This window comes from uncultured Albimonas sp. (genome assembly GCF_963977235.1).
Classification (GTDB): Bacteria; Pseudomonadota; Alphaproteobacteria; order Rhodobacterales; family Rhodobacteraceae; genus Albimonas.
The window spans coordinates 90,408-105,031 of record NZ_CAXBOD010000003.1 but is presented as its reverse complement, the minus strand read 5'-3'; the positions used below and the strand labels follow the sequence as shown (position 1 = coordinate 105,031).

General features: G+C 69.6%; 11 protein-coding genes and 1 tRNA gene. 6 read left to right on the top strand and 6 right to left on the bottom strand.

The annotated features are described in order from the left end of the window. Positions 1–33: 33 nt before the first annotated feature. Together clpX and lon are read left to right on the top strand one after the other, a co-directional pair. Positions 34–1,305, top strand: a complete 1,272-nt coding sequence (gene clpX, locus AAC134_RS04145) for an ATP-dependent Clp protease ATP-binding subunit ClpX (protein ID WP_339947792.1) — start codon at positions 34–36, stop codon at positions 1,303–1,305. A 387-nt stretch (positions 1,306–1,692) separates the two neighbouring features. Next, positions 1,693–4,119, top strand: a complete 2,427-nt coding sequence (lon, locus tag AAC134_RS04140) for an endopeptidase La (RefSeq protein WP_339947791.1) — start codon at positions 1,693–1,695, stop codon at positions 4,117–4,119. A gap of 82 nt (positions 4,120–4,201) precedes the next feature. Here lon and AAC134_RS04135 read toward each other — a convergent pair whose 3' ends face one another. Both AAC134_RS04135 and AAC134_RS04130 read right to left on the bottom strand, forming a co-directional pair. After that, positions 4,202–5,131, bottom strand: a complete 930-nt coding sequence (locus tag AAC134_RS04135; RefSeq protein WP_339947790.1) for a hypothetical protein — start codon at positions 5,129–5,131, stop codon at positions 4,202–4,204. A gap of 37 nt (positions 5,132–5,168) precedes the next feature. Beyond that, complete coding sequence (locus AAC134_RS04130) at positions 5,169–6,248, bottom strand: acyltransferase (RefSeq protein WP_339947789.1); 1,080 nt, start codon at positions 6,246–6,248, stop codon at positions 5,169–5,171. Between the two features lie 247 nt (positions 6,249–6,495). Here AAC134_RS04130 and AAC134_RS04125 point away from each other — a divergent pair. Both AAC134_RS04125 and AAC134_RS04120 read left to right on the top strand, forming a co-directional pair. Then, positions 6,496–6,571, top strand: a tRNA-Val gene (locus AAC134_RS04125). Between the two features lie 169 nt (positions 6,572–6,740). After that, positions 6,741–8,390, top strand: coding sequence for a CTP synthase (locus AAC134_RS04120; RefSeq protein ID WP_339947788.1), 1,650 nt, complete (start codon positions 6,741–6,743; stop codon positions 8,388–8,390). 138 nt (positions 8,391–8,528) lie between these two features. Here AAC134_RS04120 and AAC134_RS04115 read toward each other — a convergent pair whose 3' ends face one another. The 4 genes from AAC134_RS04115 to AAC134_RS04100 form a co-directional block, all read right to left on the bottom strand. Beyond that, entirely contained in the window at positions 8,529–10,328 is a 1,800-nt protein-coding gene (locus tag AAC134_RS04115) for a tetratricopeptide repeat protein (RefSeq protein ID WP_339947787.1), read from the bottom strand. Between the two features lie 209 nt (positions 10,329–10,537). Next, entirely contained in the window at positions 10,538–11,713 is a 1,176-nt protein-coding gene (locus tag AAC134_RS04110; RefSeq protein ID WP_339947786.1) for an acyl-CoA dehydrogenase family protein, read from the bottom strand. Between the two features lie 110 nt (positions 11,714–11,823). After that, complete coding sequence (locus tag AAC134_RS04105) at positions 11,824–12,738, bottom strand: SDR family NAD(P)-dependent oxidoreductase (protein ID WP_339947785.1); 915 nt, start codon at positions 12,736–12,738, stop codon at positions 11,824–11,826. A 26-nt stretch (positions 12,739–12,764) separates the two neighbouring features. After that, positions 12,765–13,583: an SDR family oxidoreductase gene (locus AAC134_RS04100; RefSeq protein WP_339947784.1), complete on the bottom strand. Its 819-nt coding sequence runs from the start codon at positions 13,581–13,583 to the stop codon at positions 12,765–12,767. A 321-nt stretch (positions 13,584–13,904) separates the two neighbouring features. On the opposite strand from AAC134_RS04100, the gene AAC134_RS04095 reads away from it, so the two are divergent. Together AAC134_RS04095 and AAC134_RS04090 are read left to right on the top strand one after the other, a co-directional pair. Continuing rightward, positions 13,905–14,318, top strand: a complete 414-nt coding sequence (locus AAC134_RS04095) for a hypothetical protein (protein WP_339947783.1) — start codon at positions 13,905–13,907, stop codon at positions 14,316–14,318. Continuing rightward, entirely contained in the window at positions 14,309–14,518 is a 210-nt protein-coding gene (locus AAC134_RS04090; protein ID WP_339947782.1) for a helix-turn-helix transcriptional regulator, read from the top strand. Before AAC134_RS04095 ends, AAC134_RS04090 begins: the two co-directional genes overlap by 10 nt. Positions 14,519–14,624: the final 106 nt, after the last annotated feature.

Here is a 14,624-nt window from a genome sequence, read left to right as displayed (position 1 = left end):
CCCGTGGCGCGAACCACGGGGCGGGAGAACTGGATGACCAAGCCGACCGGACAGGACTCGAAGAACACGCTCTACTGCTCCTTCTGCGGAAAGAGCCAGCACGAGGTGCGCAAGCTGATCGCGGGACCCACCGTGTTCATCTGCGACGAGTGCGTGGAGCTGTGCATGGACATCATCCGGGAGGAGACCAAGACCTCCCTGGTGAAATCGTCCGACGGCGTGCCGACGCCGACCGAGATCTGCCAGGTGCTCGACGATTACGTGATCGGCCAGATGGTGGCCAAGCGCGTTCTGTCGGTCGCCGTGCACAACCACTACAAGCGCCTCAACCACGCCGCCAAGCAGCAGGACGTGGAGCTGGCCAAGTCGAACATCCTGCTGATCGGACCGACCGGTTGCGGCAAGACCCTGCTCGCGCAGACGCTCGCCCGCATCCTCGACGTGCCGTTCACGATGGCCGACGCGACCACGCTGACCGAGGCCGGCTATGTCGGCGAGGATGTCGAGAACATCATCCTCAAGCTGCTCCAGTCCGCCGACTACAACGTCGAGCGGGCGCAGCGCGGGATCGTCTACATCGACGAGGTCGACAAGATCTCGCGCAAGTCGGACAACCCCTCGATCACGCGCGACGTCTCGGGCGAGGGCGTGCAGCAGGCGCTGCTGAAGATCATGGAGGGCACGGTGGCCTCCGTGCCCCCGCAGGGCGGCCGCAAGCATCCCCAGCAGGAGTTCCTGCAGGTGGACACGACCAACATCCTGTTCATCTGCGGCGGCGCCTTCGCGGGGCTTGACCGGATCATCTCGCAGCGGGGCCGCGGCTCGGCCATGGGCTTCGGGGCGGAAGTGCGCTCCGAGGAAGACCGCCGCATCGGCGACGTGCTGATGGAGCTCGAGCCCGAGGATCTGCTGAAGTTCGGCCTGATCCCCGAGTTCGTCGGCCGTCTGCCGGTGATCGCGACGCTCAAGGACCTCGACGAGCCGGCGCTGGTGCAGATCCTGTCCGAGCCCAAGAACGCGCTCGTCAAGCAGTACCAGCGCCTGTTCGAGATGGAGGAGGTGAAGCTCTCCTTCACCGACTCGGCCCTGTCCTCGGTCGCCCGCAAGGCGATCGAGCGCAAGACCGGCGCCCGCGGCCTCCGCTCGATCCTCGAGAACGTGCTGCTCGACACCATGTTCGACCTGCCCGGCTCCGAGGGCGTCGAGGAGGTGGTGGTCAACGACGAGGTCGTCGAGGGCCGCGCCAAGCCGCTGCTGATCTACGCCGAGAAGCAGGAGAAGGACGCAAAGGCTTCGGCCTCCTGATCTGCGCGCCAACGGGTCTGATCGTTTCGGGAGCGTCCTGTCGGGCGCTCCCGTTGTCGTTTCCGGTTGATCCCGCGGGGTCGCTTCCGGGTGGCGCCGCGGGAGCCTTGCCCCTGGCCGCCGGACGCGCGCGGAATCGGTCTCGGCAGCGGCGCGGCCAGGCGGGCGGCGAGCGAGGCCCCGCCCTGCGGCGGCCGTGTCGCCTGACGGGAAACAATATGAATGCCCGCCCGCGCCGAGGGTCGCGACCTTCGACTCCTTGATTCCGGCCCCCTTGCGATCCACCTTCAAATATCGTCGCGCCGCCCCGGGTGGGCGACGATTCCCTCCCGGGATCCCCCCGTCGCCGCGTGCCGGGACCGGGTGATCCGCCGAAAAGGAAGAACCATGTCCGAGACTCCCACGAGCGCCCCCGCTTCCGACGCCGGCAAGGTGACCCTCCCGGTCCTGCCGCTGCGTGACATCGTGGTCTTCCCCCACATGATCGTCCCCCTCTTCGTGGGCCGCGACAAATCCGTGCGCGCGCTCGAAGAGGTGATGCGGACCGACAAGTCGATCCTGCTCGCCTCGCAGACCGACCCGGGCGAGGACGACCCCGACGAGAACGACATCTACCGCTCGGGCGTGGTGGCCAATGTGCTGCAGCTGCTGAAGCTCCCCGACGGCACCGTGAAGGTGCTGGTCGAGGGGCAGAAGCGCGCGCGCATCACCGACTTCTCCTCGACCGAGCCGTATTTCGAGGCCACCGCCGAGATCCTGACCGAGGAGACCGGCGACCCGGCCGCCGTCGAGGCGCTGACCCGCTCGCTGTCCGACGAGTTCGAGAAATACGTCAAGCTCAACAAGTCCGTGCCCGACGAGGCGCTCGGCTCGATCGCCGAGGTCGAGAACCCCTCGCGCCTGGCCGACACCATCGCGGGCCACCTCTCGGTGAAGCTCTCCGAGAAGCAGACCCTGCTTGAGACGCTGTCGGTCGAGGCGCGGCTGGAGAAGATCTACGGCCTGATCCAGGGCGAGATCTCGGTGCTCAAGGTCGAGAAGAAGATCAAGAGCCGGGTCAAGACCCAGATGGAGAAGACCCAGCGCGAGTACTACCTCAACGAGCAGATGAAGGCGATCCAGCGCGAGCTCGGCGAGGGCGAGGACGGCCGCGACGAGGTCGGCGAGTACGAGGACCGGATCGAGAAGACCAAGCTCTCGTCCGAGGCCAAGGACAAGGCGATGGCCGAGCTTAAGAAGCTTCGCCAGATGGCGCCGATGTCCGCGGAATCGACCGTGGTGCGCAACTACCTCGACTGGATGCTGTCGATCCCGTGGGGCAAGCGCACCCGCGTGAAGAAGGACCTGCACAACGCCCAGAAGATTCTCGACGACGACCACTTCGGCCTCGAGAAGGTCAAGGAGCGGATCGTCGAGTTCCTGGCCGTGCAGCAGCGCAGCCAGAAGCTGAAGGGGCCGATCCTGTGCCTCGTCGGCCCTCCGGGCGTGGGCAAGACCAGCCTCGGCAAGTCGGTGGCCAAGGCCACGGGGCGCGAGTTCATCCGCATCTCGCTCGGCGGCGTCCGGGACGAGGCGGAGATCCGCGGCCACCGTCGGACCTACATCGGCTCGATGCCCGGCAAGATCATCCAGTCGATGAAGAAGGCCAAGTCGGTCAACCCGCTGATCCTGCTCGACGAGATCGACAAGATGGGCCAGGACTTCCGCGGAGACCCGGCCTCGGCGATGCTCGAGGTGCTGGATCCCGAGCAGAACTCGACCTTCATGGACCACTACCTGGAGGTCGAATACGACCTTTCGAACGTGCTGTTCCTGACCACGGCGAACTCCTACAACATGCCGCGTCCGCTGCTGGACCGGATGGAGATCATCACGATCAGCGGCTACACCGAGGACGAGAAGCTCGAGATCGCCAAGCGTCACCTGCTGCCCAAGCAGATGAAGGCCCACGCGCTGAAGCCCGGCGAGTATCAGATCGACGACGCCGCCCTGCTGGAGATCGTGCGCCGCTACACCCGTGAGGCGGGCGTGCGGAACCTCGAGCGGGAGCTCGCCAAGACCTGCCGCAAGGCGATCACCGAGATCGTCAAGGACGGCGCCACGTCGGTGCACGTCACCGAGGCCAAGATCGCCGACCACCTGGGCGTGCCGCGCTTCAAGTACGGCCTCGCCGAGGAGGAGGACCAGATCGGCGTCGTGACCGGCCTCGCCTGGACCGAGGTCGGCGGCGACCTGCTGTCGATCGAGGCGCTGAAGCTGCCGGGCAAGGGCCGGATGAAGACCACCGGCAAGCTGGGCGACGTGATGAAGGAGTCGATCGACGCGGCCTCGTCCTACGTCCGCTCGAAGTCGGTGGACCTCGGGATCAAGCCGCCGGTGTTCGAGAAGATCGACATCCACGTGCACGTGCCCGACGGCGCGACGCCCAAGGACGGGCCCTCGGCGGGCATCGGCATGGTCACCTCGATCGTGTCCGTGCTGACTCAGATCCCGGTGCGCAAGGATATCGCCATGACCGGCGAGGTCAGCCTGCGCGGCAACGTGCTGCCGATCGGCGGCCTGAAGGAGAAGCTGCTGGCGGCCCTGCGGGGCGGCATCAAGACGGTGCTGATCCCCAAGGACAACGTGAAGGACCTGCCCGACATCCCCGACAACGTGAAGACGGGGCTCGAGATCATCCCGGTCGAGAACGTGACCGAGGTCCTGCGCCAGGCCCTGACGCGCCAGCCCGAGCCGACCGAGTGGACCGAGGCCGAAGCCGAGGCCGCCGCCCGCGCCTCCGAGCCCCGCGCGACGGAAGTGCGCCCGCACTGATCCGCGGCAAACGAGAACTGAAAAGGGGCGGCCCGGCGGGCCGCCCCTTTTCGCGCGCCAGGACCCTAACCCGGGCCCGCTCTCAGGGACGCGCGGCGCCGGCCTCGCATCCGCGCATTCGCGCTGCCGCCACCTCGGCCAGCGCCTCGGCGATCGCGGCCGCGCCTCTTGCGTCGGGGTGGAGCCCGTCGCGGTATCCCATCTCCTGCCCGGGGATCTCGCCCAGGTCGACGAAGGGCACGCCCTGCCGCCGCGCCCAGTTCTCGAACCCCCGCTTGAACTCCGAGGAGGGCTTCGCCGCCTCGCCCTTCATGGGGTGATAGACGAGGGCGACCCAGGCCCCCTCGGCGGTCAGCTGCGCCTGCATCGCGTCCAGCGCCGCGAGGGTCATCGCCTTGCGCCGCTCGGCCGGCGCCGGAGGGGGAGGCGGCGCCTGCAGCCAGCGCGGGGCGTGGCGCTCATAGACCGCGGTCAGGGCGTCGCCGATCGCCGTCCAGCTCGGCGCCAGCCGGTAGGGCACCACCGAGGCGCCGTCGGGCACGTCCAGCATGTCATGGGCCGAGACCACGATCAGCGCCGCCTCGGCGCCATAGGCTCCCTCGCGGGCCAGCATCGCCGCCTCGTTCACCGGCCCCCAGCTCGAGGTCGCCATCGGGATCGCGAGCGGGACACAGCCCGAGAGCGACGGCGCTTCGGCCAGGGCCTGCGTCATCCGGTAGGCCACGGTCTCGGGCTGGTCGAGGAAGTGATTGCCGTAGACGATGCTGTCGCCGATCAGCAGCGCCCGACGCTCGTCCGGGGCGGGTGTGGCGTCGAACTCCGGCGCGCGCAGGCCCTGGCTGTTGATCTCGATCCGGTTGCCCCAGCGACGATAGCTGGCCGCGGGCGCGAGCCGGTACTCGACCGCCGCGTCGCGCAGCGCGATGGGCGGATCGCCCATCCCCACGCCCCAGCGCAGGACAGCCTCGAGCCCGAGCAGCGCCACGACCAGCGCCAGCGCCGCCGCCAGCATCCGCCTGGAGGCTCGCCTGCGAGGCCGGGCCATCCTCTCAGGCCCGCCGCTCGTCATGTCCGGTGAGGCGCGCGCGCAGCGGCTTCAACGGCCGCTCCGCCCAGCGATGCACCGCCGCGGCGAACAGCGTCGACCCTCCGCCCGCGAGCACGAACAGCGCGATCGAGCGCGGCTCCCCCAGGCCGAGGGTCGTGACCACGCCGACCAGCACGAAATGCACCAGGTAGAACGTGTAGGAGTAGACCCCCAGCCGGCGCACGGGCGCCCAGTTCAGGGGGCGGAAGACCCACAGCTCCGGGCGCGTCACCGCGTAGTGGAAGATCGGGATCAGCGCGACGCCCTGCAGCGAATAGCGCAGGGTCGAGCGGAAGGTCGGGTCGCGGATCACGAAGCTCGCCAGCAGCAGGACGAGGCTGGCGAGGATCAGCAGGTTGCGCCCCAAGCCGTCGGGAAACAGCCGCGCGGCGGCGCCTCGCCACTGGGCGAAGGCCAGCAGGCAGCCGTAGATCAGGCTGTCGAAGCGCGTGTCGGTCGAGATGTAGATGGTCCACTCGTCCGCGCCGAAGACCAGGTGCCGCACGACGCGCCAGACCAGCGCCGCGACCAGCAGCCCCGCCAGCGTGCGCAGCGCCGTCTTCGGATCCGCCAGCGCCAGCCCCATGAACAGCGCCGGCCAGACAATGTAGAAATGCTCCTCGATCGACAGCGACCACAGGATCTCGAGCCCGTAGATCCAGCTGCCCCCCGCGGCGAGCACATAGTAGTTGTAGTAGAAGAAGATCTGACTGATCAGGATGCCCGGATCGTAGGCCCCGCCCACCAGCCCGGCCGCGCCCAGCGCGGTGGCGAAGGCCAGCGTCACGATCAGCGGCGGCCCCAGGCGCACCAGCCGGCGCAGGTAGAACGCCCGCAGCGAGATCCGCCCGTAGGCCGCGAACTCCCGGCACAGCAGGGTGGTGATCAGGTAGCCCGACAGGAAGAAGAAGACGGTGACGCCGAACCCGCCGGGAACGATGTCGCCAAAGCCGACGTGGCTGACGAAGACCACGAGGATCGAGACGGCTCTCAGCCCGTCGAGCGACGGAACGTAGCCCGAAGCGGCCGGGGGATGGGTCATGCGAGCCTGCGATTGCGTCCAACCGCCAACCTCTAGCAGCGGGCCCGGCGCCGTCCAAGTCATGGCGCCGCAGGGGTTGTGCGGCGTCTGGCAGCATGACCCGGCGGAGGCGCCGGCGTCGGGCCCGCGCCGGGGCCGGACGTCCGGGTCATTCCGGAGCGGCGGCCGCAACGGCCCTCTGCGCGGGCGGCCCGGCGCGCCGCCGCATTGACGCCCCGCGCCGCTTCGCCTATCCCCTCGCGCGACCGGGCGGTTAGCTCAGCTGGCAGAGCGCCTCGTTTACACCGAGGATGTCGGCGGTTCGATCCCGTCACCGCCCACCATCCGCCGGCGGCCCCGTGCTGGGGCCCGGCTCATCAAGGACACCTCACCTTGCGGCCGCCTTGTGGCGGGCCACGAAATACTGTATTTCGTGAGTCCCGTGCATGAGGGACGGGCGCAGACCAGCGCCCCTCCGGCCGTCGCAGGATCGACCACGGGAACCCGCTTCAAATGGCGCGCTTCATCTTCATCACCGGCGGCGTCGTGTCGTCGCTCGGCAAGGGTCTGGCGTCGGCGGCGCTGGGATCGCTTCTGCAGGCGCGCGGATACTCCGTCCGGCTGCGCAAGCTCGATCCCTATCTGAATGTCGACCCCGGAACGATGTCTCCGTTCGAGCATGGCGAGGTCTTCGTCACCGACGACGGGGCCGAGACCGACCTCGACCTGGGCCATTACGAGCGGTTCACGGGCGTGGCCGCGCGCAAGACCGACTCGATTTCCTCGGGCCGCATCTACCAGAACGTTCTCGACAAGGAGCGGCGCGGCGACTACCTGGGCAAGACCATCCAGGTCATTCCCCACGTCACCAACGAGATCAAGGACTTCATCCGCATCGGCGAGGATGAGGTCGACTTCATGCTGTGCGAGATCGGCGGCACCGTCGGCGATATCGAGGGCCTGCCCTTCTTCGAGGCGATCCGCCAGTTCTCTCAGGAGAAGCCGGCGGGGGACTGCATCTTCATCCACCTCACCCTGCTGCCCTGGATCGCGGCGGCGGGCGAGCTGAAGACCAAGCCCACCCAGCACTCGGTCAAGGAGCTGCGCTCGATCGGCCTCGCCCCCGACGTGCTGGTCTGCCGTGCGCAGACCCCGATCCCCCCGAAGGAGCGGGAGAAGCTCGCCCTGTTCTGCAACGTGCGCCCCGAGCGGGTGATCGCGGCGCTGGACCTGAACTCGATCTACGAGGCGCCGCTGGTCTATCATGAGGAGGGGCTGGACCAGGCGGTGCTGGACGCCTTCCGCATCTCTCCCGCCCCGCGCCCGAACCTGGACAAGTGGCTGGACGTGGCTGACGCGGTGCACAACCCCGACGGCGAGGTGCGCATCGCCATCGTGGGCAAGTACACGCAGCTCGAAGACGCCTACAAGTCGATCAACGAGGCGCTGACCCACGGCGGCATCGCCAACCGGGTGAAGGTCCGCGTGGAGTGGATCGACGCCGAGGTGTTCGAGGCGGACGACGCGCCGGCCAAGCTCGAAGGCTTCCACGGCATCCTCGTGCCCGGCGGCTTCGGCGAGCGGGGCACCGAGGGCAAGATCAACGCCGCCCGTTTCGCGCGCGAGCGCAAGGTGCCCTATCTCGGCATCTGTCTGGGCATGCAGATGGCGGTGATCGAAGCGGCGCGGAACCTTCTGGGGATCGAGAACGCCGGCTCCCAGGAGTTCGACCACGAGGCCAAGGGCGGCAACGCGCGCTTCGAGCCGGTGATCTTCCACATGTCCGAGTGGGTCGAGGGCAACCGCACGATCAAGCGCGACGTGGCCGACGACAAGGGCGGCACCATGCGGCTGGGCGCCTATGACGCGGTGCTGACGCCCGGCAGCCGGGTCGCCGAGATCTACGGCGACACCGACATCGCCGAGCGGCACCGCCACCGCTACGAGGTCGACATCAAGTACCGCGAGCGGCTGGAGGGCTGCGGCGTGCGCTTCTCGGGCCTCTCGCCCGACGGCCGCCTGCCGGAGATCATGGAGCTGCCCGACCACCCCTGGTTCGTCGGCGTGCAGTTCCACCCCGAGCTGAAGTCGAAGCCCTTCGACCCCCACCCCCTGTTCCGCAGCTTCGTCGAGGCCGCCGTCCGCCAGTCCCGCCTGGTCTGACGGCCCTCCGCCCGCGCCTGCGAAACGGCCCCGCGAGCCTTCTCGCGGGGCCGTTGCCGTTTCGCCCCCCCGGGGAGCGCAACGCAAAAGGCCCCGCGGGGGCGCCGCGGGGCCTTTGGGATCGGCCCGGGGCCGGCCTCACATGTTCAGCAGCATGTCCTTGGCCTTGGGGGCCTCGGCGTTCTCGGGGTCCAGCTCGAGGCCCCTTTCCAGCTGCTCGCGGGCGTCGTCCTTGCGGCCGCGAGCGAGCAGGATGTAGCCGTAGTGATAGCGGATCTCGCCCACCTCGGGCAGGGCGCCGACCGCCTTCTCCATCAGCTTCTCGGCCTCGCCCAGCGAGCCGACCTTGTAGAGGACGTAACCCAGCGTGTGCGCCACCGCGGGGTTGTCGGGCTGCAACTGGGCGGCGCGGCGGGCGTAGGTCAGCGCCTCCTGGTCACGGCTCAGCCGCGTGAGCACGAGCGCGAGGTTGTTCATCGCCGCCCAGTTGTCGGGCTGACGCTCGGCCACCTGGCGGTAGAACTGCGCGGCGGGGCCGTCCATGCCGGCGCGGTCGAGCAGGGTGGCGTAGATGAACCGGTCGGGGACGCTGTTGGGCTCCAGGCGCAGCAGCCGCTCGCCGTAGCGCACCGCCTCGTCGTCGTGGCCCAGATCGCGCGAGGCGATGGCCGCCAGGCGCAGCAGCACCGGCTCTGACGGGTGAGCCTCGAGCCCCTCGGCCGCGACGGCGAGCGCGCCCTCGGCGTCGCCCGCGTCACGCTCGAACATCGCCAGTCGGATGAAGCTGCCGGGGTCCTCGGGGAACTCCTGCCGGGCGCGGGCGAGGGCGGCCTCCTGGCGCTCGGCGTCGCCCGCGGCCCCGTAGGCGGCGGCGAGCGCGGCCAGGCGGCGCGGGTCGGCGCCGTCCCGCTCGACCGCGGCCTCGAGCACCTCTGCGGCGGCCTCCGCCTCGCCGTGGCCGATCAGCACGGCGGCATAGCGCTGCTCGATCCCGCCGGGCTGGTCGGCCATCTCGATGGCCTTGCGGAAGGTCGCCTTGGCGGCCTCGACGTCGCCCATGACGAGCTGGGTCTCGGCGACCTGCATCACCGGGATCGGGGAGTCGGGCAGCGTCGCGACCAGCTCCTCGAACAGCTCCATGGCCTGGCGGTGGCTGCCCGACTCGCGCAGGGCCATGCCCAGGCCCAGCCGGTTGGCGGGGTTCTCGGGGTCGACGTCGATGGCGAAGCGGAACTGGCGGACCGCCGCGTCGGCGCGCCCCTGGCCCAGCATCGCGTCGCCCAGCACCCGCTGCACGGCGCTGTCGACCGTCCGGTCGCGCTGCCAGGGGGACAGCACCGCCAGCGCCCGGTCGTGGTTGCCGCGGGCGTTGTAGAGGTTCGCGAGATTCAGGCGCACGCCGGGCTCGTCGCTCTCGGGCGAGGCGGCCACATAGGCCTCGTACTGCGCGATGGCCTCGTCGTAGCGGCCCAGGATCTCGTAGACCCGGCCCAGACGCTCGCGTGCGGGGAGCATCGCGGGGTCGAGCTCGACCGCCGTCTCCAGCGCCTCGCGGGCCTCGTCGACCTTGTCCATCCCCAGAAGCAGCACCGCCCGGTTCACGTGGGGGGCGGGCTGGTTGGGATCGAGGCGGACGGCCATGTCCAGGGCCTCCATCGCCTCCTCGACCTTGCCCTGCTTGGCGAGCACCGCGCCCAGCACCTCATGCGCCTTGGGCGAGCTGGGATCGAAGCGCAGGTAGTTGCGGGTGACCGCCTCGGCCTCCTCGAACGCGCCCTGGCCATAGAGCATCACCGCCTGGTTCAGCGCCTGCTCGGTCTGCTGCTGCTCCAGGAAAGGGTCCATCGAGGCGGCTTGCGCCGGCGCTCCGGGCGCCGTCGCGGCGGCGAGGGCCGCCAGGATGGCGACGACCGGAAGACGGCTGGCGATGCGCTTCATGAATTCACCCTATAAGACGTAAAGATCCGGCCGCTCTCCCCGTCGGCGACCCGTCCTGGCATGGATACACCCCGCGGCGGGCGCGCATCAAGCGGCGGGCGGTCGCGATGACGAGACCGCGAGGCGAATGCGGGGCAAGGGGGGGCCGGAACGCGAAAGGGGCGAGCGCCGACGCGCCCGCCCCCTTGGTCTTCGACGCGCTCAGGCGCTCAGCGCTGCTCGGCGCGGCGCTTGACCAGGCCCTTGGCGATGGTGGTCTGCTGGATCTGGCTGGTGCCCTCGTAGATGCGCAGCAGGCGCACGTCGCGATACAGCCGCTCGATCGCGTATTCGGCCATGTAGCCGGCGCCGCCGAAGATCTGCACGCAGCGATCCGCAATCCGGCCCGCGGCCTCGGTGGTGAAATACTTCGCGCAGGCGGCCTCCATCGGGGCCGCGCCCTTGGTGTCGTAGAGGACGGCCGCCATGTGGGCGAGCGAGCGCATCGCGTAGATCTCGGTCTGGCAGTCGGCCAGCATCGCCTGGACGAGCTGATGCTCGGCGATCGGCTTCTCCATGGTCTTGCGGTCCATGGCGTAGTCGGTGGCCATGTCCAGCATCCGCTGCGCCGTGCCCGTCGCCATGCCCGAGATATGCACCCGGCCGCGGTCCAGCACCTTCATCGCGGTGACGAAGCCCTTGCCCTCGTTCTCGGGCCCCCCGACGATGGCGGAGGCGGGGACGCGCACGTTCTCGAAGATCACGTCGGCGGTCTTGGCGCCGCGCTGGCCCATCTTGCGGTCGGGCGTGGCGACCGTGATGCCGGGCGTGTCGGCGGGCACGATGAAGGCCGAGATGCCGCGCGCGCCCGAGATCTCGGGGTTGGACCGCGCCATCACCGTGAACACCGTCGCGTAGGGCGCGTTGGTGATGTAGCGCTTGGTGCCGTTGATGACGAAGTCGTCGCCCTCGCGCCGGGCCGAGGTCTTGATGCGCGAGGCGTCGGAGCCATAGTCCGGCTCGGTCAGCGCGAAGGCCGAGATCGCCTCGCCGGTGGCGAGCCTGGGCAGCCACTCCGCCTTCTGCGCGTCGGTCCCGTCCATCACGATGCCCTGGGAGCCGATGCCCACCGTGGTCCCGATCAGCGAGCGGAAGACGAGGGAGGCGTAGCACAGCGCCTCGATCAGCTTGGCCTCCTGCAGGGTCGAGAGGCCGAGGCCCCCGTGCTCCTCGCCGATGGAGATGCCGAAGAGGCCCATCTCCTTCATCTCCGCGACGATGTCGGCGGGGATCTCGTCGGTCTCCTCCACCGTCTCCTCGGCGGGGATCAGGCGCTCGCGCGCGAAGCGCGAAACGGTGTCGAGCAGGGCTTCGAAGATGTCGTCGTCGACGCCGGCGTTGGCCATGGTCATCTCCCGTGAGGTGTCTTGGGGCGCGTTGCGATGCGTCGGCGGCGGCCGGCGCATGGGATCGCGTCCGGGGGCGGCCCGCCCCAGGGGGCGGGCCGGGGCCGGGATCAGATGGGATCCCAGGTGAAGATGTCGCCGGACCGGTCGAGGTCGTAGAAGCTGCCCTTCAGGGCGGGCAGCGCGGTCTCGATCACGCTCTCGGGGGTCCAGCCCTCGGCGGTGTGGACCGAGCGGACCGGGCGCGGCTGGCTCATCAGGAAGATCTCGTTGGCGCGCACGGCGAAGATCTGACCGTTGGCGTCCTCGCCCTTGTCCGAGAGCAGCGCGACGGCCAGCGGCGCGATCTTGGCCGTGGTCATGCGCTTCATCTTCTCGACGCGTGCGGCCTGCTCGGGCGTGTCCACGGGGATCGAGGCGATCATGCGCGACCAGGCGAAGGGCGCGATGCAGTTCGAGCGGACGTTGAAGCGCTGCATGTCCAGCGCGATCGACTTCGACAGCGCGGCGATCCCCAGCTTCGCGGCCGAGTAGTTGGCCTGCCCGAAGTTGCCGATCAGCCCGGAGGTCGAGGTCATGTGCACGAAGGCGCCCGACTCCTGCTCCTTGAAATGGGCGCCGGCGGCCTTGGACATGTAGTAGGCGCCGTAGAGATGCACCTTGATGACCGCGTCCCACTCCGGCTCGGACATCTTGTGGAAGATGCGGTCGCGCAGGATGCCGGCGTTGTTGATCACGCCGTCGACGCGGCCGTAGGTGTCTACGGCCTGCTGGATGATGGCGTTGGCGGCCTTGGCCTCGGCGACCGAGTCGGTGTTGGGCACGGCCTCGCCGCCGGCGGCCTTGATCTCGTCGGCGACCTGCTGGGCGGGGCCGGCGTCGCCGCCCTCGCCGGTGATCGAGGCGCCGATGTCGTTGACCACGACCTTGGCCCCGGCCTTGCCGCAGGCGAGCGCCAGGTCGCGGCCGATGCCGCCGCCCGCGCCGGTGACGACGACGACCTTGCCGTCCAGAAGTCCGCTCATAAGGAGATCTCCTCGGTGCTGATGGATCAGGCGTTCCGACGCGAGACGTCGGAGCCGTAGTCGGACCCGCCGGCGACGGTCGAGCCGCCGTCGACGGGGATGATCGCGCTGGTGACGTATTTCGACAGGTCCGTGGACAGCACCATCGCCATGTTGGCGCAGTCCTCGAGCCCGCCCATCATCCGCAGCGGCGTCTTGTCGAGCAGGCGCTGGCGCGCCTCGTCGGTGTTGAAGAGGCGGTCCACGCCCTCGGTGCCCGCGATGGGGCCGGGCACGATGCCGTTGACCCGGATCCCCTGGGGCCCCCACTCGAGCGCGAGCGTGCGGATCAGCTGGTCGATGCCCGCCTTCGCCGCGCAGGCGTGGGCCTGGTACATCGTCGGGCGCGTCGACTGGGGGGCCGAGATCACCACCATCGAGCAGCCGGGCTTGGCCGCGTAGTGATAGCCCAGCCGCAGCACGTTGAAGGTGCCGTTGAGGTCGATGCCGATCACGGTGGCGAAGGCGTTGGGCGACATCTCGGCCGCCGGCGCGAGGAAGTTGCCAGCGGCGCCCGAGACCAGCACGTCGATCTCGCCATGCGCCTCGTGGAAGGCTTTGAGCGCGGCCTCGACCGTCTCGGGCTTGCGCACGTCGCCGGCCATGCCGAAGGCAGGGGCGTCGCCGAGGGCCTTCAGACGCTCGACCGCCGCGTCCACCTTCTCCTGGCTGCGCGAGAACACGCCCACCGTGGCGCCGTTGACCGCGAAGGCCTCGGCGATGCCCTGGTTGATGCCGCTGGTACCGCCGGCGACGAATACTTTCCGGCCGGTAAAATCAAAGCGCGGGTCGCGTGCGATGGTCATTCGGATCCTCCCCTGGGGGTCGGGCGGCTCTGCTGGCCGCCTGCGCTCGGTTGGGCGCACTATCGCCGGGCGGGCGGCGGGGTGCAATGGCGATGCGTTCCGCTAGGCGACGCGTAGGGACCGCATTTTGTCGCGTGGCCGACGGCGCCGCGCGGGGCGCTGTGGCGGAGGGCATGACCGTGCGCCGCCGGCGTGCGGGTGAGGCGCGGCAGGGGTTCTTTGCGGGGGCCGGAACCTGCGGCCGCGTGACTGGAAAATGTAACCTTGACGTTACTCGTGCGACTCGTCATATGTAACCCACAGGTTACAGGAGAGACCAACATGGCTTCAAGCGAGTTCATTTCCGCAACGCGGATCGTCGTCCTCGGGCTGACCGGGGCGGTCTGCCTGCTCTACGCGGTGCTGGCGTTGGCGCAGGGGCGGCCCGATCCGTTGCCGTTCTGGCTGCCGGGCGTGTGCGGGCTGGCCTCGGCGCTGGTCATCACGGCGGCTGCGCGAAGCGCCGGGCGTTGCCAGGCGCGGCAGGCCATGGATGAGGGCTACGTCGTCGACAACCGCCGCGCCCAGCAGCTCGGCTTCTGGGTGGGGCTGATGCTCTACCCCCTCTTTGCGGTGGCGCTGGCGCAGGGCTGGGTGGGTTATCCGGTGGCCTACGCGGCGATGGGCACGCTGACCGCCGCGGCCTACCTGCTGGGCTTCGTGGCGCTGGACCTGCGGGGCAGGGCATGGAGCTGACCACCTGCCTGGCCGAACGGCGCAAGGAAGCCGGCCTGACCCAGGCGCAGCTGGCCGAGCGGGTGGGCGTCTCGCGCAAGACCATCAACACGGTCGAGAACCGGGTCTTCGTGCCCTCGACCGTGCTGGCCCTGAAGCTGGCCCGCGCTCTGGGAACCAGCGTCCACGACCTGTTCGCGCTGGCGGACGACGGGGACTGACGCGCCCCGCTGAAACGCGAAACGCCCGGCGGATCTCTCCGCCGGGCGTTCGGCATCGCAGGCGAGGCGCCTTGCGCCGCGACGCGAGGGCGAGGCATCGTTTCGG